Here is a 22,113-nt window from a genome sequence, read left to right as displayed (position 1 = left end):
GCTGTTTATACCTTTCACATCTGAATCCTTGTAAATGGCATTATGGTTATTGTAAATACTTTGAAGGTATCTAATAACCAAGGTTTGTTCAACTTATTTTAGGAACGCTATTGCGACATACGTTTTGCCGACGATAATTGTTTTTTGCGTTAAAACTGATAACCAACCTGCAAAAATCCATTAATTTTTTCATCGTATTTCGCGTTTGTTGCATGAGCAGAGATCCCGAAGTTAACACCAGGCTTATTGATGCCATTCATAAAATAGGTGTAACTGATGCCGGCTGCATAATATTTATTTTCATCAATCCTAAAAGTGTCGCCAGTTCTACTTACATAGGATTCATGACCGGCTTTCGTGACATACACACCTAAACCATGTTTGTTTGAACTCGCGTTAAACAGGTCGGTGACAATCCAACCGACCCCCCCGCCGCAAGTCGAACCATACCTGGAGCTATATTCCACACAGCCGACTGAGACATACTTCATATCGGTGTTCGATATAAGAGCAAAGTTTGCGCCGAGCCCACTGTAGGCCGCCCCCATTCCCACACCTACAGAATATTGTTTATCCGCTTCACTCTCGCTGGCAGCGGCTGACATAGCAATCAATGCGAGAAATAGTACTATTTTTTTCAAGATACATCCCTTAGTTAACTAATAATATAAAAGTAATCTACCCCCTATTAAGCGGGTAAAATTTTCGGCTGAAACGTTGCAGAAAGTAACAAACTAACGGGTCTAATTCTGTTTTGGTGCCTTGCTATCAAGTTACTTACCATTAAAACCCACAACGATAATTTCCAATATATACATAAATATTGCTTTTAAATTTAATTGCACAATAAGACAAATAAACCCTGATATTGGTCAGGAATGTACTCCGAAACTCCCTTTTTCTGCACTTTCCCTTCCTTATTCATAACGCTCAACTTTAGCGCAGTGGGTTGGCGTCGCAGCCAGCTCTTTTTACCGGCGATAATATTTTATTGTTATGGACGTGCTTATTGATTGCTCATTTCCCATAATGGGTGCGCTTTACCACCGACACACTTTCAAAACATGTAAATTACAATTAATGCTTGGTAAATGCGCTGAAGTTACCTTTTACGTTTCTTAAAATCAACATATTTATGTTGTGCTCTTGGGCACAACGTAGGGGAAAGCACGGCTTAAGCTTGCGATTTATTTTATTACCATTAATTAAGGTTAGACTGGTTTTATCCATTACTCATTTTGTGGCAAAAGGCAGCTTTTTAAGTTGGGGCTGCCAGCTTACAGTACGGCTTAATGCCGGGCGCGCGTAGTAAATGAAAAGGGGCTGCAATTGCAGCCCCTTTGTTAGGAGTAGTCAGTATCAGATTAATTGATGCGTTACTTTGCCTTGGCTGGCTCGGCATTTTTAACGAATTCATCTAGCCACTGCTGGGTTTCCCACAGCATATGCAGCACCGATTCGCGGGCGCGGTAGCCGTGCGATTCTAATGGCAGCATAACTAAACGGGTAGTACCGCCATGGCCTTTTACTGCCTGGTATAAGCGCTCGCTTTGCATCGGAAAAGTACCGGAGTTGTTGTCGTCGGTACCGTGGATCATCAGCAACGGTGTTTTCAATTTATCGGCATGAAAAAACGGTGACATGGCCAGGTACAGATCAGGGTCGTCCCATAAAGTACGCTGCTCACGCTGAAAACCAAAAGGCGTTAAGCTACGATTATAAGCGCCGCTTCTGGCAATACCTGCCTTAAATAAATTGGTATGGGCCAGCAGATTGGCGGTCATAAAAGCGCCATAGGAGTGGCCACCAATGGCTACCCGTTCAGGGTCGGTTACACCGCGACTTACCCCGGCCGCTATGGCCGCTTCGGCATTGAGTACCAGTTGCGCAATAAAGTTATCATTTGGCTCAATTTCACCTTCACCAACAATGGGCATAGTGGCGTTGTCCAGTACGGCATAACCCTGGGTAGCCAGAAACTGAGGCGTCCAGTAGCTGATGCGGTTAAAACGATACGGCGAGTCTGATACCTGGCCTGCCGCGGCGGCATTACGAAACTCGCGCGGGTATGCCCAGATAACTGTAGGCAACGGGCCATCACGTTTTGCATCGTAACCAGCAGGTAAAATCAGATTAGCGGACATCGGTACCCCGTCAGCGCGCTGGTAGTTAATCAGCTCGCGACTAATACCCAGGGTATGCGGCATCGGATGCGGGGTGTCGGTTAGTGCCGTTAACTCGCCACTTTGTAAATCGCGCAGATAAAAGTCAGCCGGCTCCGTCGGCGCTTCACGCTGGGTCAGCAATTTAGCGCCGGGCAAAAGGGTTATCGGGTATTCATAATACGGCGCCTCTGAGCGCCATAGCCGCTCGGTGTCGCCGCTTGCCAATTCATATTTATCGATAAAAGGCCGGTTTCCCTCTTCTGACGCGCCAACAGCGGTCAGGTAAATATGGCCATTTTCTAACCGCAGCAAACGCTGGCCATTGTCGGCCGTGGTCATTAACGGTCGGCCCGGATCAGCATAGCGGTCTTCGGTAGAGCGTTGCCACAGCAGTTTAGGTTCACTGCTGCCGTCAGGGCTGATTAACCACACTTTTTCCTGCCGTTCCTGCCACCAGCCTTCGTATACCAGGGCAGTATCTGCGTCGGCAGCCAGTAAATCTCGAAAACGAAACGCCATATCCAGTAATTTTACCGGTTCAGCGTTAAAGGGTGCAGCTAACTGCCATAACTGGTCACGAACGTCAGCCTTGTTAGCCGGATCACCGCCATCAGCCGCCTGCGCCCAGTGTAACGTGGCCGGCGCATCGGCCCGCCAGCTAACACTGCGCGGCCCGGTTTCTACCGCATCAAATGCGATGGGCAGGTTATCTGCTACCGGTTGTTCTGCTACCGTGTAGCTTACCTCGCCTCGTGGGTTCCACACTTCAATGTTGGTGGCAAAACGGTAGATGGGTACCGCGTAAGAGAATGGCGGTACTATGCGGGTAACGAGCAGGTGCTGATTATCTGGCGACAGGCTGAAGCGACGGATTAACGCCGGCTTACCGACCATGGTGACCTTGTTGCTCAGGCTTATTTTTACTAGCTGACTGGTAAAGTAATGGTTGAACAGCGCTTCATCATGCGTATCTTTTAATAAATCCTGATAGGTCCGTGCCGGTGCAGTGCGGCCACGGGCTTCAGTTACCACCGGTCCGGCTGGCACTTTGGCGGCAACAGGTGCCGCAGGACGCTTCGGATCTACTGCCAGCAGATAAATTGCATCACTGTTTGCTGCCCACTCCAGTTGGCCACCTTGCACGGCGTTTGGCTGTAGCTTGCCCCAGCGTTTGGCAGTGGCGTTTTTGGTATCAATCCGCCATAAACTGCTGGCGTTATCCTCTAACTGCACCACGGCGACATATCGGCTGTCTGGTGACCATTCTGCCGTGATAACTTTCAAGGTTGCTGGCAAACCTTTAATCTCGCGGCTGTTACCCGTGGCAATATCGATAAGGGTAACTCCGGCAATATAACGTGGCTGACTGGGGCCATTGTTTGCCGGGTTTATCCGCACGCCTGCTAAGCGATGCTGTGGCGCGGCTAAATCGGCCAGGCTGGGCAGCGCAGGAAACTGCAGGCTCAGTAGCGTAGTGCCGTCCGGGCTTAAGCTGGCACTGGGGGTTGGTGCGGCATCAACAATGGCCGTAATGTCGGCTACCGGCTGACGATAACCGGTAGCGACAGCACTGGCGTTCAGCTCAGTACATAGCACCATCAGCAACAAGCTGAGTGTTATAACTAAATGTTTTTTCACTGTATTATCCTTAAATTAAAGGTATGTATCACATTCGAAACTTACAGTATAGTCGGTAAAACCCCCAGGCCAGCAGCGCCAGCCAGGGGGTTAAAAGTGCTATCGGTTTACCAGATTTTTACCCGTACATCCTCTTCTCGGTACATGGCATCGCCTGGTTTTACGTCAAATGCCTGATAAAACTCTGGCATATTTGACAGTACCCCAAGCACCCGGTACATACCCGGTGAGTGGGGTCCGGTGATCACTTGCTGGCGCAGAGCTTCATCACGGAATTTAATCCGCCATACCTGTGCCCAGCCCATAAAGAAGCGCTGTTCAGGCGTAAAGCCATCGATAATAACTGGCGGCTGATCTTTAGTGGCGTTTTGATACGCCTTGTATGCAACAGTTAAGCCGCCTAAATCGGCAATATTTTCACCCAGACCCAGGGCACCCTGTAAGCGCAGATCGTCAATAGGGTTAAAATTGCTGTACTGATCGATCATCCGCTGCGCCCGCTCGCGGAACTGGTTTTCGTCGTCAGTTACCCACCAGTCACGCAAATTACCTTCACCATCAGAGCGACGGCCCTGATCATCAAAGCCATGGGTAAACTCATGACCAATTACCCCACCAATTGCTCCATAATTTACGGCATCATCGGCGTTAACGTTAAAGAACGGCGGTTGTAATATTGCGGCCGGGAACACTATTTCGTTCATAGTTGAGCTGTAATACGCATTTACCGTTTGCGGTGTCATGCCCCATTCATCGCGGTTGACCGGTTGCCCCAGACGATCAGTCATCCGTTGATATTCGCATTCCGCACTACGGCGCAGGTTACCGATTAAATCATCGGCAGCAATCGTGACGCAATCGTAATCGCGCCAGACATCCGGGTAGCCAATTTTGGTATTAAATTTGCCCAGTTTGGCCTGCGCTTCAACCTTGGTTTGCGGGCTCATCCACTCCAGATCGTTGATCGCTTCTTTAAAGGCAAGCCGCAGATTTTCAATCATTTCATCCATCCGCGCTTTTGCTTCTGGTTGAAAATGCCGTGCGACATACTCTTTGCCCACCATAAAGCCCAGAGTGCTTTCCACCGTGCTTACTGCACGTTTCTCGCGGCTACGCTGCTCTTGCAAACCACTTAACACCCGGCCATAGAAATCGAAGCTGGCATTGACAAAAGGTTCACTCAGGTTGTTAGCGTTCGCCCGTAGTAAATGAAATTTAAGGTATTGTTGCCACTGAGCCAGCGGTACCTCTGCCTGAATTTTGGCAAAAGCGCTAAAATAGCTCGGTTGGCGCACCACTATGTGCTCAATATCATTCAGATCGGCAGCATTTAGAAACGTCGTCCAGTCAAAGCCCGGCGCCAGTTCTGCCAGCTCTTTTTTACTTAATTTGTTGTAGGTGGCATTGCGGTCACGATTCTGGATCCGGCTCCACTGCGCCTTGGCCAGCTGAGTTTCAATGGCCAGAATATTGTCAGCCGCCTGCTCTGCGTTATCCCAACCCGCCAGCTGCCACAGCGTTTCAATAAAAGCTTCATACTGAGCCAGCAGTACCTTGCTGCGCTCATCATCTTTTAAATAATAGTCGCGATCTGGCATACCCAGTCCAGCCTGGCTGGCACCGGTAATATATTGGTCTGATTGGCGTTGATCCTGGCCTACATAGACCGCTAAGGGCGTACCAATCCGATAACGTTGGTTTTGCCCCCAGTACTGGCTTAACGCAGCGCTAGAGTCGATATTGTCAATTCGGCTGATCTCACTGCGCAGCGGGGTTAGCCCCAGCGAATTAATGCGCTCTTCATCAAGGTAGGATCGATACAAATCAGCCATTTTCTGGCTATCTGAACCTTGGGCGTGTCCGGTAGCTGCCAGCTCCTGAATAATTGCTAACACTTGTTTTTCGGCATTTTCTCTAAGCTCATCAAAACTGCCCCAGCGCGCTTTATCAGCCGGAATTTCAGTACCGGTAAGCCAGTTACCGTTAACGTAACGGAAAAAATCCTGCTGTGGCGCTACGGTGGTGTCCATGTTAGCCGGATCAATGCCTGAACTTAACGCAGGGGCCGCTTGTTCAAGCTGTGCTTGCTTAGCGTTAGTGGCAACCGGCTGGCCGTTACAGGCAGCCAAACCAAGCGATAAGGCTACGCCTAATGCCAGGGCAGATACTTTATTCATAGAGGTTCCTTGGGTGATAACTATTATTGTTGTAAATATCGCCAGAGTGTAAAAGCTCTGCCCCCGTTGTAAAGCAAGGCAGGTTAACCCGCCGCCAGGCTGCGACAAAATGTAAAGTCATTGGCCTAATACGGTTTTACTTGAATTACGCCGGCTTTTTGCGCAGGATCAGCGCTGGTATAGAATCGCAGGACTTGTTATGTCAGACAACCCCATGTTAAACACCGCATTAGGCTCTTTAGCGGGTATTCCATCCTTTTTAGCATATTTTGCGTTGGCAGTAGCGCTGCTGCTGGTATTTGTCCGGTTGTACACCTGGGTTACCCCGCATGATGAGTTTGCCCTTATCCGTGCTAATAACCCGGCCGCTGCCATTGCCTTTGCCGGTGCTCTGGTTGGCTTTGCCTGGCCACTTAGCAGCGCTATCACCCATTCAATGTCATTGTTAGATTGTGCCATCTGGGGGGGGGTGGCATTAGTGGTTCAGGTACTGACCTTTCTGCTTAGCAGTGCTGCCTTGAAACAGTTGCCACAACGTATTACGCAGGGTGAGTTAGCCGCCGGCATTTTCTCAGCTGGCTGTTCAGTTACGGTGGGTATGTTAAATGCCGCCTGTATGAGTTATTAAGGAGTAGCCGATGAAATTACGTCCCAGCAAACGCAGTCAGAAAGCTGCACTGATCTTTATGCTACCTGCCGCTGGCCTGGTACTAAATGGCTGCGCTGAAAAAGAGGTGACCGCCCAGGTATTCAGTACGCCAGATGAATGCGCGGCATTTTATAACCCGCCGGCCCAGTGCCAGGCAGCATTTGCTGAGGCAGAACAACTGCACCCCAAGGTGGCCCCCCGCTATGCCAATAAACAGGAATGCGAAGCTGATTTCGGCGCTGGCCAGTGTGAAACCGCTCCGGAACAACACCAGCAGGGCAGTTTTTTTATGCCAATGATGATGGGCTTTATGGCTGGCCAGATGTTAAACCGCGGCGGTTTGGCAGCAGGTTCAGGCCAGGCCACCAGTCAGCAAACGGCTGGCGCAACCGGCCGCAATACCGTGCCAACCCAACCACTGTATAAATCGCGTGACGATCGCAATACATTCCGCACCGCCACTAATACCGCAGTCGCCAGCCAGTCGGGTACCACTACTATCCGGCCTTCAGCAGTGCAACCAAAACCGGCAACCCTGGCCCGGCGTGGTGGTTTTGGCGCGCAGGCAGCACAGCGTAGCGCTAATCGCAGCTACGGAGGCTGAATTAAGTGAAACGACACAGTATTGCGCCGCGTCCGGGCTGGCAAGACTTTGCCAGCAGCGTTGGCTTTGAATTTCATACCATCGATAATGAACGATACTGGGATGAAAGTGCTTACTACCAGTTTAGTCTTGCGCAAATAGAACAGGATTTAGAAGCGCCAACAGAAGAACTGCACCAGATGGCACTGGACCTGGTGCCCGATATTCTGGCTGACGAACGATTACTAAGACAACTCGCCATTCCTGAGCGGTTCTGGGACTTTATTGCTAATAGCTGGCGCAATGGTGAACCTCACTTATATGGTCGGATGGACTTCAGTTATAACGGTACTGGCCCGGCAAAATTGCTGGAGCTGAACTACGACACCCCTACCTCATTATTTGAAACCGGTTTCTTTCAATGGGTCTGGCTGGAAGATCAGCTGATGCGAGGTCAGTTACCGCAAGGCGCTGATCAGTTTAACTCGGTACAGGACAAACTGGAGCAGGCTTTCGCCCAGCTGCCGCTGGCCCAGCCGTTTTATTTTAGCAGCGTGACCGAGAGCATCGAAGATAAAGGCACCGTTGACTACCTGATGGATATTGCGTTGCAGGCTGGCCTGGATTGTCGTTACATTCAGTTGGAACAATTAGGCGATATCGAAGGGCAGCTGGTAGATATGGCTGGCTTTGCGGTAAATGGTCTGTTTAAGCTATACCCTTGGGAATTTATGCTGCAGGAAGATTTTGCCAGCACCATTTTAACCAGCAAAACCCAGTGGCTGGAGCCGATTTGGAAGCTATTGTTGTCTAATAAAGGCATTTTGCCGCTGCTATGGCAAAAATATCAGGGCCATCCTAATTTATTGCCAGCCTTCTTTGCCGACAACAGTCAGGTTGAGCCCGGTTGGGTTAAAAAACCGTTATTCTCGCGTGAGGGCGCCAATATTGAGCTGGTGACCGCCAGTGGCCAGCGCTTAACTGAAGACGGTCCTTACACCGACAGCGGCTATATTCGTCAGGCGCTGGCACCGCTGCCAAAATTTGGCGACAGCTACACCTTAATTGGGAGCTGGGTGGTTGGCGATAGTGCAGCCGGTATTTGCATCCGTGAAGACAACAGCCTGATCACCAAAGACAGTTCACGCTTTTTGCCACATATTATCCTCGACTAATCGCCGCTTGCGCCAAAAATGGGTCAGAGTGATTTTAAAACGCCTGAGCCTGAAGCTAAGAATATATATGCTAAAAAAGTGGATAAAAATACACTTTCAACCTAAAATGCTGATTTTGCTGTCAGTAAATTTGGCTTTTTGTCATCTTGCTGCCATCTTTAATAACAAATACTGTTAATTTTTAAGTAAAAGGAAGTCCCTTACCCGTGCGCACTACTGAACTTGTCTCCGGTTTTCGCCAGTCTGCTCCTTATGTTAATGCTCACCGTGGTAAAACCTTCGTGGTAATGCTGGGCGGCGAAGCGATTACTCAAGGTGGTTTTCGCAGTATTATTAATGATGTTGCCCTGCTTAACAGTCTCGGTATTAAAATTGTGTTGGTGTATGGCGCCAGGCCACAAATTAATCAGGCGCTGGGACAAGCCGGGCTTGAACCGACCTATCACAACCGGGTCCGGGTAACCGATGACGACTCATTTAAACTGATTAAACAGGTAGCCGGCGCACTGCAGCTGGATATTACCGCCCGTTTGTCGATGAGTTTAAGTAACACTCCCATGCAGGGAGCCCAAATAAACGTGGTAAGCGGTAACTTTGTTATTGCTCAGCCATTAGGTGTTGATGAAGGTGTTGATTATCACCATAGTGGTAAAGTTCGGCGCATAGACGTCGCCGGCATTAAGCGGCAGCTGGAGCACAATGGCATTGTGCTCATGGGGCCGATAGCGGCCTCGGTGACCGGTGAAAGCTTTAACTTAACAGCCGAAGACATTGCCACTCAGGTGGCGATAAAGCTCAAAGCCGACAAAATGATTGGTTTTAGCGAAGTGGGCGGCATTACCGATGACGACGGCGAGATTATTGCCGAATTAATGCCCAATGATGCTGAAACAACTCTGCAGATGCTGGCTCAGAACAATAGTGCCTGCCCGGGAACCCTGGCTTTTTTGCATGCCGCCATAACCGCCACCCGTGGTGGCGTGCCACGCTGCCACCTGGTTAGTTACGACGAAGATGGCGCACTGCTGCAGGAATTGTTCTCCCGCGATGGTATCGGTACCCAGATTGTTACCGAATCAGCGGAAAAGCTGCGCCGGGCAACGATAAGAGATATTGGCGGTATTTTAGATTTAATCAGGCCGCTGGAGCAACAGGGGTTGCTGGTACGCCGCTCCCGTGAACAGCTGGAAATGGAAATTGACTACTTTACCTTAATTGAGCGCGATGGCCTGGTGATCGGCTGCGCAGCGTTGTATCCGTTTATTGATGAAAATGTTGGCGAATTTGCCTGCCTGGCGGTGCACCCCGATTACCGCGATGCCGATCGGGGCTATTTGCTGTTAAAGCATATTATTCAGCAGGCACGGCAGCGCCGCTATGACAAAGTATTCGCCCTGACTACCCGCAGCATTCACTGGTTTTTAGAGCAGGGCTTTGAATTGGTAACGGTAGATGACTTACCCAGCCAAAAAAAGCAGCTGTATAATTATCAGCGCCGTTCAAAAATCCTGGCGCTGACCCTGTAAAACCGCGACACCACCTTGCGTTAAAAAACGACTACACAATAAACCGGTCTATCAGCCGGTTTAATTCAACTGACAGCTGACGTAACTGCACACTGAACTCGGCCAGCGTGGTAGCAGAACTGGTGCTGTCATCTACCAGCTGCGCCACACTGTGCACGCTTTGTCCCAAATGCTGTACTACCGCCGCTTGCTCGTCGGTAGCGGTTGCCACTTGCCGGTTCAGCTGATCCAGCTCACGAATACCATCGACGATATGTTGTAACTCAGCAGTTGCCTGCACCATTGCCTGGGCACTCTCACTGGCTTGTTGCTTGCCTTGCTCGGCCGCATTTACTGCCTGCTGTGACTCACTGTTCAACTGATTAATCATTTGTTGAATCTCGTCGGTAGCACTTGCTGCCCGCTGGGCCAGTTGCCGCACTTCATCCGCCACCACCGCGAAACCCCGGCCATGCTCCCCGGCCCTTGCTGCTTCGATAGCCGCATTTAACGCCAGCAAGTTGGTTTGCTCTGAAATAGCGCGGATAACATTAAGAATGCCGCCGATCTTGTCACTGTTTTTAGCGAGGGTCGCCACTACTGCCGCGATATGGTCGACTTCCAGGGTAAGTTTTTGCAGGCTCTGGCTGGTGTTACCTATCACTTCAAGCCCGCGGCTGGCATTTTGGTTGGTATGTTCCGCGGTATCGGCTGCTTTAGCAGCATTACCTGCTACGGCACTGATGGTGTTAGACAGCTGTTCAATTGCGGTAGCAATCCCGCTTAACCTGTCGCGCTGCTCCTGCGCCAGATCCCGGTTATTATCAGCACTACTATTAACCTGCACGGCCGACTGCTGCAATTGCTCACTTTGTTGATGCAGCTGGGTGATCAGACCATGAATTTTCGCCACAAAATTGTTAAATCCAGAACCTATCTGGCGCACTTCCAGGGCACCATCGGCTGGCAACCGCTGGCGTAAATCACCTTCGCCCTCACCAATGTTCTGCAGCGTTTCCGCAACCGAATGCAAACGACGGGTGAGGGAGCTGGCCAGTAACCAGGCCAGTAAGCCTGCAAACAGCGTGGCCGCCAAGCCGGTTAACAGTAACGTATTGCGCAGTTGTTGCACCGGGGCCAGCACTTCAGTCAGCGGTACCTGGGCAACCACCGACCAGACAGTGCCCTGCACCGGCACACTGACCAGCAGTAAATCGTCGGTGACCTGAGTGTGTAATGCCTTTCCTGATACTAATTGTCCTGTTACGCCGCTGCCGTATAACTGCGTCATCGTTTGCTGGCCAATCAGACTGGTATCGGGGTGGATCACGATATTGCCATCACCATCGGCCAGATAGGCCTGACCCGTGTCGGCGATACGCAGCCCGCGGAGATAATCGACCATTTGTTGCAGCGATACGGCAATCCCTGACAAACCACGCCCGTTCAGTTGCTGATAGTTAACAAACATCCTTACCTTGCCACCAGGTTCGGTAAACAAGCTGACGTTGGTGGCGGCTGCGGAGTCCCTGAAAGCAAAAAACCAACCGTCTTCCTGCTGATTAAGTACCCTTAAAAAACCATCCTGATTCCAGTACCGGCCGGTTTGCCGGTCTGCCCATGACGCGGCATCAAGACCAAGCTGATTTTTAACATTACGAATTTGCTGCAGCAGTAATGCTTCTTCCTGCGGAGGAAAGCCCTGTTCTGCCCACTGTAAAATATAGGGGTTCTCTGCCAGCTGTCGGGTAGCCATCGTCATCTTGCTTACCTGCGCCTCCAGGGTCTCGCCTATCTGTCCTACTACGGCAGGCATTTCATGCTGCAGCATCCGGTTGACCACCAGCTGCTTCGCTTGACGATAAGCCAGAACGCCACTTAGTACTGAACTGACTAGTATTAACAGCACCAGTACCAGCACAAATTGCTGTTTTACCGCCATTTTGTTAAATGATGAAAACATGCCTACCTCTTAACGGCTATTTTAGTGACCAAAATCATACTTAATTTAAATGACAATGCGAGTTTTTATCGCGAAATATTATCGCAATACTACTTGGTTTCGCTTTTAGCAACCGCTAGCCTAACCTGCTTTGCCAGGGCACGGGCGGTAGTCCACTTGCCGCCCGATACCGTCAGCAATTGCCCCTGCCAGTTGAGCCGATACTCGCGGCTCGCTTTGCTGGCATTAGCACTGCCACCCAGCAATGGCCGCACGCCGGCAAAGTCAGCCAGCACGCTGTTCTGGTCTGCTGCAGGCTGAAAATAATGGTTATACACAGCTAACAAATAGTCTCGCTCGGCGTCTGAGCAGGTAATGGGGTCGCTTAATTGCTGCCTGACCTCGGTAGTACCCAGTAAGGTATTACCCTGATACGGTAATACGAATACGATACGCGTCTCGCCGGGCACCTCCAGCATATGGCCATAGCGACTGTTTGCCGGCAGCAGCAAATGGCTGCCGCGAACTAAATCGAGCGGTAGCTGCGCTAAATCTGACTGCTTTAGCAACTGCTGGCTCCAGGGGCCCGCGACATTGATCACCCGGTCAAAGGATTGCCAACCATTGTCCAGCAATACCTTGCCACCCGTATCAACCTGCAGTACATCAGTATATTCGCAAATTTGCACACCGGCTTTAGTACATTGCGCGGCCATCCATAGCCCCAATTTCTGGTCGTCCATCTGGCCATCAAAAAAAAGATAGGCACCTGTCAGCCCTTCAGCTTTTAAATGTGCGGAGCATCGTAACGTCTGCGACGCCGTTAGCCAGCGGTGACGGCCAATACCTTTGCGTCCGGCAAACGTATCATACAGCCACAATCCAATTTTTAGTTGCCAGCGTTTTCGCTGCGAATCATGATAAATAGGATAAAGAATGGGCAGTCGGCGGGTAAGTTGCGGGGCTTTTTTAAGCCACCAGCGCCGTTCCTGCAGGGCCTCCCGCACCAACCGGAACTCACCCTGCTCCAGATAGCGTAAACCGCCATGCAGTAACTTAGACGATGCGCTACTGGTTGCCGCCATAAGTCTGTCTCGTTCAAACAAGGTGACCTGATGGCCCGCCAGCGCCAATTGCCAGGCACTGGATAAACCGTTAATGCCCCCCCCTACAATCGCCAGCTTCATTAGCATTCCTTTTATTCGGGTAACGTTAATCAGTACGCAGCTGGTTAGCTTAACAGCACTAAATCGTTGCGGTGTACTACCTCTTCACTGGGGCAATAGCCGAGTATAGTGGCGATCTGGCTACTGTGCAGCCCCAGTATTTTGGTTAGTTCGTGCGAGCTGTACTGGCTAATGCCCTTTGCCAACGCCTGCTGTTCTGGACCAGTGATCAGTAGCGCATCGCCTTTGTCAAAACTGCCGGTACAACTTACAATACCGCTGGCCAGCAACGAAGCGCCATGTTGCTGCAACGCCGCACAGGCGCCGGCATCAACTTGCACCGCCCCGCACTGTTTCAGGCTGTTTAACAGCCAGTGCTTTTTGGCACTAAGCCGCTCCAGCTGCCGGACAAAGCGGGTACCCGTTGGCTCGCCAGCAAGAAGTCGTGCAAAACTGTTGGCATCCTGACCATTGATTATCAGGGTGTCGATTCCGGCTCTCGTCGCTTTATCGGCGGCTTGTATTTTTGTCAGCATACCACCGGTACCAATAGCATGATGGCTGCCACCGGCCATGGCATAGATCGTCTTGGTGATCTGAGTCACTTCAGCAATATGCTGCGCATCAGCAACCAGCCTGGGGTTCGCCGTATATAAACCATCAATATCAGAGCAGATTAGCAGGGCATCGGCATCTACCACTATTGCAACCAGCGCGGCCAGGTTGTCGTTGTCACCCACTTTTAATTCCGCCGTCGCCACTGAGTCGTTTTCATTAACAATGGGTAATACCTGATTGGCCAGCAAGGTACGCAACGTATTATCAATATTCAGGTAACGGCGACGGTCTTGCAGATCATCATGGGTTAGCAGTATCTGGGCACAATCAAAGTCGAATAGCTGGCTCCAGCTGGCCATCATCCGGCTTTGGCCTACCGCAGCCATTGCTTGTTTAATATTGATTGGCAAAGGGTGTTGCTTCGCAACAATGGCATTGCGTCCGGCAGCGACACTGCCGGAGGAGACCAGCACCACCTCTATTTCGGCCAGCCGGCACTGTGCAATAAAATGGGCAATAGTTAACAGATAGCGGGTAGAACAACCCTGAGCAGAGGGCGCAATTAATGCACTGCCTACTTTGATAACAATACGACGCCAGGACGAAAAAGCCATAAACCACTCCCGTTTAACCCTGGCAGCAGCTTACGATTTAGGCGTCTACATGTCTATTTTTATTTAGTTGCGCGCTACAGCAACGTTACACTCACCGGCAGTCAGATGGGTAAAATTACCATACGCCGCGATGATAAGCTCTTGTTCAGTGTGATGCCGTACGCGCCAACTCACCTGGCCGCTGCCAAAAGCCGGATGATCAATCACAAAGTTACCTGTTTGTTGGCGGATATTATAATTAAAGGTATCCTGGCGTTGCCCTTGCTGAATGTGCTGAGTCATCTGATGTTTGGCGAATATCCAGGTTTTACTTAGCGATTCATCCCGGTAGACGGTGCCGTCCAGCACTTTAGAGGTTCCCAGCTCACACCAGCTACCCTCTAACAAAGGTATCCGCTCGCGCTCTTTCTGCTCACCGAACAGCATATCAATCTGGGCCTGATCACCTGAAACACAAGGTGCCCCCTGAAATACCACACTGCCATCTGCTGCAGTACATTTAAAGACGTTGGCGTGTGCGACCTGAGCAAGCCCCAAAATAAAAAACAAACAAAAACAACGAATTATTATTATCATCACAGTTTATCCCGACTGTCTAAGGTGCTGGCAGCCATTCTTGCTACCAAAAAACTTAGCTACCTTACCCAAAAAAGCAGCGAAAGGGAATTCCATTTACAAAAAATCTACATGACCTGTTTTGGAAGATAGTAACCAGGCCTATACACTTAAGTAAATGATTAAGTTCAGCAGCAATTCAGAGAACAGTGTTAAGCTCAGTACATCATTATGAGGAGCCCAATATGAAGTTTATGTCTTTTGCTGTTACGACCCTTGTTGCCAGCCTGATCTTAGCCGGCTGTGCTAATCAGTCTAATGCCACCAGAGGAGCCGCTATTGGTGCTGTTGCCGGTGCTATTGCCGGAAAAGCTACGGGTAATCATAAAGATAAACGCCTGGTGATCGGAGCCGCTGTAGGCGCCCTGGCAGGTGCCGCCGTTGGCAGCTACATGGATAATCAGGAAAAAGCCATGCGCGAAGAGCTAAGCGGCTCAGGAGTGAAAGTAATCCGCGATGGCGACATTTTAAAATTAGAAATTCCAGCCCAGCTTACTTTTGATATTAACCGGTCAGATATTAAAGCAAACTTGTATCCGGTATTTAATGATATAGCTAAAGTACTTCGCGATTATGAAAAAACCATGTTGGTCATTGCCGGTCATACTGATGATACCGGCCCCTATCAATATAATATGAATTTATCGATGGCCCGTGCCGATGCCGTTAAAAACTATTTGATGGCGCAAAACGTGCAGTCTGTCAGACTGGAAACTCAGGGCTACGGCCCAAATTATCCGGCAGTACCGAATACTTCAGATGCTAACCGAGCGCAAAACCGTCGGGTAGAGATCCATATCGAACCTATTGTTGAATAAAAATCAACCTATTAAGTTAAAGTAGCAATTAACTTAAATTAATCAAAAACAGCGCCAACAGGCGCTGTTTTTTTATTAGTTACGCTGATTAAAAGCGATAACTGATTTTTCCGTATACAAACTGCCCACGTGGATTATGCACCCGCGACGCATAGCCGTATAAGTCGGCATCACCATCACCTATTGCAAACGGCGGATCTTCATCCAGTGCATTATTCATACCCAGCACAAACTGCGTGCTATCGTTCAGGTTATAGCGCAGCTGCACATCTAACAGCATTTGTGCACTAATCGAGCGTGTTGATGTACTTTCAACATCACTTGGTGCTGCATAGTCTTCAAACTCACCAATGTAGCTTAAGCTGGTTACGACCCCCCAATCACCATGACTCCAGTCTGCTGCAGCTAACCAACGATGTTGCGGATAATTATATTCGCCCGCGTAATCAATGCCATTTTTCTCGAACTTACTGATATATGACCAGTCCAGATTAAAGCGAACTTGCCCCATATCCTGCAACGCTAACCGGTATGAAGTAGACAGATCTATGCCTGTTGCCTCCTGCGAGCTGATGTTGACATAACTGTTAAATAAGCGGGACAACTCACCCAGGGTTTGGCCTGGCAGGGGGTCTAAGCGAACGCAAATGCTACTGTTCTGGTTATTACATTCGGCGTTATAGACATTCTGAAAATTATTTTTGTCGATTTTATTGTCCTGCGTAATGCTCCAGACATCAGCTGTGACATCAAATTCATCATTTACCTGCCAGACAAAGCCAAGATTAAATGTTTCAGATTCTTCTGGTTGCAACCCTTCAGCGCCAACAAACACAATAGTGTAGTCGGTTGCTGCGCAGGCTGGATTGCTCGGATCAATCGTTGGACAGCGAAAGGTGTCTGTGAAAAATACCGATTCCTGAGATGGCCCCAAGCCAATTTGAGCCAATGAAGGGGCGCGAAAGCCCTGCCCGAATGAGGCACGCAGGGTAAAGTTTTCCAGCGGCCGCCATTTCATACTTAATTGCGGGTTGGTGGTAGAGCCAAAATCGCTGTAGTGGTCATAGCGACCGGCGACAGTAAATTCAAGCTCATCAGATAGCGGAACTAATAATTCAACATAAGCCGCATATTGATCGCGTTGTGCTTGCGCCGAAACCGACTCAGTACCGAAAATAAGACCGCGCTGAAACTGATCATCCGGCTGGTCAAAGGCATCTTCTTCCCGGTACTCAACGCCAGCAGCAAACGAGACCATTTGTTGCCCCAGTTCAAACGCTTCACCGCTGATACTGGCATCGTATGCGGTAATATGAGACTCACCACGCCGAACTAACGAGGTCGTAATGGCGTCAATCACTTCTGGCGAATTAATGGTGCCACCAAATGGATTATAGTTGCCTAAGTTAATTTGCTCTTGCAGAAAATCAGTGCGCACCCAGCCCTGTTGCTTGCTGCCGGTTTGCATCGATTCACTGCGGCCTTTCTGGGCAGAAATATCCCAGTCCCATTTCTGCAATTGCCCGCGCAACCCCACGACAAGTCGTAATGAATCAGACTCTATATCCCACGTCCGCGGTCCGGCATCTACCGTACGAAAGCGGTTTATCGCAATATCTTCATTAAAAGGGTTATCTGGATGCGAAGCAGGAACTGTTAATCCGGCATCGCCATCTAGTGGAGTTGCCGCCCCTGCTGCCTGGGAACGGTTATGCTGAACCGCTAATTCGATATAGCCTTCCAAATCATTGCCAAGGCTCTGACTCCCCAGAAAAATTGCACCCACCCGCTCTGCGGCAGGAACCACCATACCAAAAGGACCATAATCAAATACACAGGTTTGACCGAATGCTCTTTCAGCCGGGCAACCCGGGTCGATACGGGTTTCACCATTTACAATGAAGTTGCCCGGGAAACCACGGGAAGAGCGTAAATCCAAACCACCGTAGGGTTCCTGATTTGCCGTGCCAAAGCGGCCCATCTCTGCCCCGGTAATCACGGTGTTTTTAAAATAATCCAGAATTAGGGTTGCGTTGGCATCATCTGTCTCAGCGCCCCATACCAGACTTGCTGAGGTTTCATCATAGGATGGCCCGGTCGTGCCACCATGACTGACACTGAGTTCAGCACCATCAAAGTCTTTGCGTAAGATAATATTAACCACCCCAGCCACAGCGTCTGAGCCATACACAGCAGACGCACCATCTTTAAGTATTTCAATCCGTTCAATCGCGGCAACCGGAATAGAATTAATATCGACAAAGGAGTTGGCAATATTTTCAGCAAAAGCACTGACTGCAACCCGCCGGCCATTGATCAGCACCAGGGTCGCATCTGAACCAAAGCCTCGTAAGCTGATAGCCGCGCCACCATTAGCGGTTGAATCCTGGTTATTGCCGCGGGTAGAAAATGTACCAGTACCAGCAACCGGTGTCCTTTCCAGTAGTTGCTGCAGGTTGGAGAAACCCGATTTTGCAATTTCATCACGGCTGATAATATCAATTGGCGCGGCGCCTTCCAAATCATTACGTTTGATTCGTGAGCCGGTTACTTCAATTCGCTCAACCTGAGGTGCAGTTGCGTCCGTTGAGCTCTGCTGAGCGAAACTGGCACAGCTAAAACCGGTAGAACTGACTGCCAGCGCACAAAGTGAATATTTAAATAGCGTATTCATATGCTTCCTTTTTTATTTGTGTTAGTACTGCCGCATAGACAGCCACAAATGTGTAGCATAGAAACCACCCCTTTCACATTTGGATTACAAATAATTACAAATGATATTGCCAGGTGAATTTTATTTATATTTTACCGGAGATGATTTCGACGGGTTAGCGTAACTGAGTGTTAGGGCTGGCCTAATCTGGCTGGTTAAATATGGATATCGGCGAACAGGGTGGGCTATTGTGCGGCAGGTTGCAGCCATAAAACAGACCAAAGATAAAAGCCCGCTATCTAGCGGGCTTTTGGTAATTGCGGTTTTGGATTAATTACTGATTTTGGGCGTATTGCCGTTCAAGCGATACTGCCTGAGCCTGCAAGCCTCTTAAAGTAGCACGCTCTGTACTGATACGCTCAGCGTAACGTTGCTCGGTTCGCTCAATCTTCTGAGCAATGGCTGCCACTTCTTCTGCCCGCGGGAAACTGCGTCGTAACTTATACTGTTCGGCTTTAAGCTCTTCGAGTAACAGCGTTTTTTCCTGCTCAAGCTTAGCTATCTGAAACTCGACAAACCGGCTTTTACGTTTCACGGCGTCAACCTGCTGTTTAAATTCACCAGGTGTACCTGACAAGGCCGTACCCACCGGCCGCATATCTACTGCTTCAGCATCCTTGGCACATGGAAACTGGCTAAATTCAACAACGCCGTTAGTTTCACATTTATACACCGTCGCTTGCGCTGAAAACGCCCCAAAAAACAATAACGACAAGTATCTCATATTACTTCACCCTTTTTATGAGCAATAAATGTACAAAATGCTTGCCAATTTAGCAAGCCTTCTCTGAGAATTATTTTGTGCCATTCACTCGCCGCAAACTAGTTGATCGGGCTTACACCTTTCTTTAGCTGGCTTCCAGCGCTTTTCTCATAAAGTTTGGCAGGGCGCTGGCTGCTTTATGAATATCAACATTGTAATATTCTGTATTAAAAGGAGCCTGTTGCGCATCCGCTTCACGAAAACCATTGAACGCTGCGCCTTTGCGTGCCAGGGTGCAGGTCCACCAACCGGAAGGATATACCATCTGCGGAAAGTTCAGGGTCTGTAGCGCCGCAAAACCGGCATCGCTCATCGCCTGCCGCATCGCCGATAACAATGGCATATGAATTAACGGTGACTCACTTTGCTGCACCAGAATACCACCAGCGCGCAAGGCTTGCAGGCAGCTGGCATAAAATGCCCGGTTAAACAGCCCTTCGCCGGGGCCTATCGGATCGGTCGAGTCAACAATAATAACATCCACTGATTCTGCTTTTGCATCCCGCATAAACTGAATACCATCGGCAAATTGTAATGTGGCACGAGGGTCATTATTTGATTCGCATAGTTCCGGGAAGTACTTTTCAGCCATCCGGGTAACCTGCTCATCGATATCAATTTGCGTAACCGTTTCTACGCCGGGGTGTTTTAACACTTCGCGCAAGGTACCACAGTCGCCACCGCCGATAATCACCACGTTTTTCGGATTAGGGTGGGTAAATAATACCGGGTGACTCAGCATTTCATGATACAAAAAGTTGTCACGGCTACTGAGCATGATCACGTCGTCAATTACCATTAAATTACCGAAATGACTGGTTTCATACATGGCAATTTTCTGAAACGGCGACTGTACTTCATCCAGCTTTTTGGTAATGGCCAGGCCAAATACGCTGCCGCTGTCGGCAAAAACCTCAGTTAACCACTTTTTGTCATCGAATACTGACATCTTTATTCCCCTTCTACGTATAGGTCACGTATTTTGCCTGTATGAGCGACAACAAACAAATTTTTATCGTTTTTTGCTGCAGCATAGCGGCATAGGCTTTACACTATCTGACAGAGAAATATTTAAGGAATCGTAATGGCTGATTGGGGTATTGAAAAAGCACGTTCAATTTATAACGTTGCCGTCTGGAGTGAAGGCTATTTTGATGTTGATCAGAAAGGGAATTTAATTGCCTATCCGGATCAGGATCATAGCAAAGCGGGAATCAGTTTTCCTGAGCTGACTAACCGCTTTAAAGAAGAAGGCCTGACACTGCCGGTGCTGGTGCGCTTTACCGATATATTGCAGCACCGGGTTGATACCCTGATCACGTCATTTAAGAATGCCAAGGCCGAAAAAGAATACCAGGGGCAGTACACTGCCGTTTATCCGATTAAAGTAAACCAGCAGTTTTCTGTCGTTAAACGTTTAATAAGCCATGAAAGTGGCAAAGTAGGCCTGGAAGCAGGCAGTAAACCTGAGCTAATGGCCATTTTAGGGGTTACCGAAAAACCGTTGCAGATTGTCTGTAATGGGTATAAAGACAGCGAATTTTTGCGCCTGGCGACCATTGGCCAGATGATGGGCCATACCGTCTATGTGGTGGTTGAAAAGCTGTCTGAATTAAAAACCCTGTTGCGCGAAATAGATAACTTAGGTGCAGCGCCGCGTATTGGCATCCGGATCCGTTTAAACTCAGTGGGTAAAGGTAAATGGCAAAACACCGGTGGTGAAAAAGGCAAATTTGGTTTAACGGCTACCCAGGTTCTGCAGGCAATTGACGTGCTGCGGGCGGCAGGCAAGCTGGATTTGCTTCAGCTGGTGCACTTTCATATCGGTTCGCAAATTGCCAACATTCGCGATATTCATAACGCAATTCGTGAATGTGCCCGGCATTACGCCGAATTACGAACCCTGGGCGTCCCCATCACCACCGTTGATGTCGGTGGTGGCTTAGGTGTCGATTACGAAGGCTCGAAATCCCGCTCTGCGTGTTCGATGAACTACACCATGATGGAATATGCCCGCAATGTGGTGAACGGTTTAAAAGAAGTATGTGACGAGTATGACCTGCCACACCCGAATATTATAACCGAGTCTGGCCGGGCGATGACTGCGCATCATGCGGTATTGGTAACTGATGCCATTGATATCGAAAGGGCGCCCGGTTTAGTCAATTTGCCTGAGCCCAGCGACGATGCACCTACGGTTATTTTAGGGTTATGGGAGGCCTACCAGAATGTGACGCCACGTTCGGCGGTTGAGGCTTATCATGATGCTATTCACTATTTCACCGATGCCCATGCCCAATACGTGCACGGCTTGCTCACTCTGCAAGACTGGTCATTGCTGGAACAAATTTACTTTGCCACCATTAACAAAGTAAGAGCTAACTTAGATTTATCCGCTCGCTCGCACCGGGCTATTCACGACGAACTGAATGAAAAACTGGCCGATAAATTATTCGTTAACTTTTCACTGTTCCAGTCAATGCCCGACGCCTGGGGTATTGACCAGCTGTTCCCGGTCATGCCGCTCGAGCGGATGCTGGAGCCGCTGGACCACAGAGCCATTATTCAGGATATAACCTGTGATTCTGATGGCCAGTTAAAAAGTTATGCTGACGGCAACGGTATCGAATCAAGCCTGCCGCTACCGGTATATAAAGAAGACGAGCAGTATTTACTGGGCATGTTTATGGTAGGCGCCTATCAGGAAATCCTTGGTGATTTACACAACCTGTTTGGCGACACCGACTCAGTGCATGTTGAACTGAATGATAACGGTGGTTACAAGCTGACCAATATTATCAAGGGCGACACGGTAGCTGATGTACTGCGCTATGTGCAGTTTGACGCCGCTAAACTGCTAACGTCATATAGCAACCAGTTGGCTAAACTGGACATGAGTACCGATCAGAAAGAAGCGTTGCTGGATGAACTTAAATCCGGCGTTTATGGTTATACCTATTTCGAAGATTAAGCTAGAATAGCCACTGATCGGACAAGTACAGAGCAGCCAGGGGCTGCTCTGTACTTGTCTT

The 22,113-nt window shown here is 49.3% G+C and carries 16 protein-coding genes; 6 read left to right on the top strand and 10 right to left on the bottom strand.

All coding sequences use genetic code 11. The features are described from left to right. Window positions 1–149 precede the first annotated feature (149 nt). The 3 genes from B2Q61_RS12705 to B2Q61_RS12695 all read right to left on the bottom strand — a co-directional run bounded on the left by B2Q61_RS12705 (window position 150) and on the right by B2Q61_RS12695 (window position 5,980). Window positions 150–641 carry a hypothetical protein gene (locus tag B2Q61_RS12705; protein WP_290620404.1) on the bottom strand — a complete coding sequence of 164 codons (492 nt, stop codon included), beginning with the start codon at window positions 639–641 and terminating at the stop codon, window positions 150–152. A 735-nt stretch (window positions 642–1,376) separates the two neighbouring features. Beyond that, entirely contained in the window at window positions 1,377–3,803 is a 2,427-nt protein-coding gene (locus B2Q61_RS12700; protein ID WP_290620406.1) for an alpha/beta hydrolase family protein, read from the bottom strand. A 107-nt stretch (window positions 3,804–3,910) separates the two neighbouring features. Continuing rightward, on the bottom strand, window positions 3,911–5,980 hold the full coding sequence (locus B2Q61_RS12695) for a M13 family metallopeptidase (RefSeq protein WP_290620408.1): 2,070 nt from the start codon (window positions 5,978–5,980) through the stop codon (window positions 3,911–3,913). A gap of 199 nt (window positions 5,981–6,179) precedes the next feature. Between B2Q61_RS12695 and B2Q61_RS12690 the strand changes: the two genes are divergently transcribed. From B2Q61_RS12690 to argA, 4 genes are all read left to right on the top strand, one after another. After that, window positions 6,180–6,608 (top strand): DUF350 domain-containing protein, encoded by a 429-nt coding sequence (locus tag B2Q61_RS12690; protein WP_290620410.1) that lies wholly within the window; start codon window positions 6,180–6,182, stop codon window positions 6,606–6,608. A gap of 10 nt (window positions 6,609–6,618) precedes the next feature. Beyond that, the gene (locus B2Q61_RS12685; RefSeq protein ID WP_290620412.1) at window positions 6,619–7,233 is read left to right on the top strand and encodes a DUF1190 domain-containing protein; all 615 of its coding nucleotides are present in this window, start codon (window positions 6,619–6,621) and stop codon (window positions 7,231–7,233) included. Between the two features lie 5 nt (window positions 7,234–7,238). Next, window positions 7,239–8,387 carry a glutathionylspermidine synthase family protein gene (locus B2Q61_RS12680; RefSeq protein ID WP_290620414.1) on the top strand — a complete coding sequence of 383 codons (1,149 nt, stop codon included), beginning with the start codon at window positions 7,239–7,241 and terminating at the stop codon, window positions 8,385–8,387. A gap of 206 nt (window positions 8,388–8,593) precedes the next feature. Further along, window positions 8,594–9,913, top strand: coding sequence for an amino-acid N-acetyltransferase (argA, locus tag B2Q61_RS12675; RefSeq protein ID WP_290620416.1), 1,320 nt, complete (start codon window positions 8,594–8,596; stop codon window positions 9,911–9,913). Between the two features lie 31 nt (window positions 9,914–9,944). On the opposite strand, the gene B2Q61_RS12670 is transcribed toward argA, so the two are convergent. The 4 genes from B2Q61_RS12670 to B2Q61_RS12655 all read right to left on the bottom strand — a co-directional run bounded on the left by B2Q61_RS12670 (window position 9,945) and on the right by B2Q61_RS12655 (window position 14,748). Continuing rightward, a complete protein-coding gene (locus tag B2Q61_RS12670) occupies window positions 9,945–11,855 on the bottom strand; it encodes a methyl-accepting chemotaxis protein (protein ID WP_290620418.1) in 1,911 nt (636 codons plus the stop codon). An 89-nt stretch (window positions 11,856–11,944) separates the two neighbouring features. Next, window positions 11,945–13,021, bottom strand: coding sequence for a glycerol-3-phosphate dehydrogenase/oxidase (locus B2Q61_RS12665; protein WP_290620420.1), 1,077 nt, complete (start codon window positions 13,019–13,021; stop codon window positions 11,945–11,947). A 44-nt stretch (window positions 13,022–13,065) separates the two neighbouring features. Next, window positions 13,066–14,172, bottom strand: a complete 1,107-nt coding sequence (gene proB / locus B2Q61_RS12660; RefSeq protein ID WP_290620422.1) for a glutamate 5-kinase — start codon at window positions 14,170–14,172, stop codon at window positions 13,066–13,068. Window positions 14,173–14,235: 63 nt separating this feature from the next. Then, window positions 14,236–14,748 (bottom strand): DUF4124 domain-containing protein, encoded by a 513-nt coding sequence (locus B2Q61_RS12655; RefSeq protein WP_290620867.1) that lies wholly within the window; start codon window positions 14,746–14,748, stop codon window positions 14,236–14,238. A gap of 224 nt (window positions 14,749–14,972) precedes the next feature. Between B2Q61_RS12655 and B2Q61_RS12650 the strand changes: the two genes are divergently transcribed. Then, on the top strand, window positions 14,973–15,605 hold the full coding sequence (locus tag B2Q61_RS12650; protein WP_290620424.1) for an OmpA family protein: 633 nt from the start codon (window positions 14,973–14,975) through the stop codon (window positions 15,603–15,605). 88 nt (window positions 15,606–15,693) lie between these two features. Here B2Q61_RS12650 and B2Q61_RS12645 read toward each other — a convergent pair whose 3' ends face one another. From B2Q61_RS12645 to speE, 3 genes are all read right to left on the bottom strand, one after another. Further along, window positions 15,694–18,279, bottom strand: a complete 2,586-nt coding sequence (locus tag B2Q61_RS12645; protein WP_290620426.1) for a TonB-dependent receptor — start codon at window positions 18,277–18,279, stop codon at window positions 15,694–15,696. 313 nt (window positions 18,280–18,592) lie between these two features. Then, window positions 18,593–19,042: a DUF4124 domain-containing protein gene (locus tag B2Q61_RS12640; protein ID WP_290620427.1), complete on the bottom strand. Its 450-nt coding sequence runs from the start codon at window positions 19,040–19,042 to the stop codon at window positions 18,593–18,595. 124 nt (window positions 19,043–19,166) lie between these two features. Further along, window positions 19,167–20,030 carry a polyamine aminopropyltransferase gene (gene speE, locus B2Q61_RS12635; RefSeq protein ID WP_290620429.1) on the bottom strand — a complete coding sequence of 288 codons (864 nt, stop codon included), beginning with the start codon at window positions 20,028–20,030 and terminating at the stop codon, window positions 19,167–19,169. Between the two features lie 135 nt (window positions 20,031–20,165). Between speE and speA the strand changes: the two genes are divergently transcribed. Continuing rightward, window positions 20,166–22,052, top strand: a complete 1,887-nt coding sequence (gene speA / locus B2Q61_RS12630) for a biosynthetic arginine decarboxylase (protein ID WP_290620431.1) — start codon at window positions 20,166–20,168, stop codon at window positions 22,050–22,052. The last annotated feature ends 61 nt before the right edge of the window (window positions 22,053–22,113 follow it).

The sequence above is a fragment of the Arsukibacterium sp. UBA5043 genome, assembly GCA_002415085.1.
Taxonomy (GTDB): Bacteria; Pseudomonadota; Gammaproteobacteria; order Enterobacterales; family Alteromonadaceae; genus Alishewanella.
This window is presented reverse-complemented; position numbering and strand designations above follow the sequence as displayed.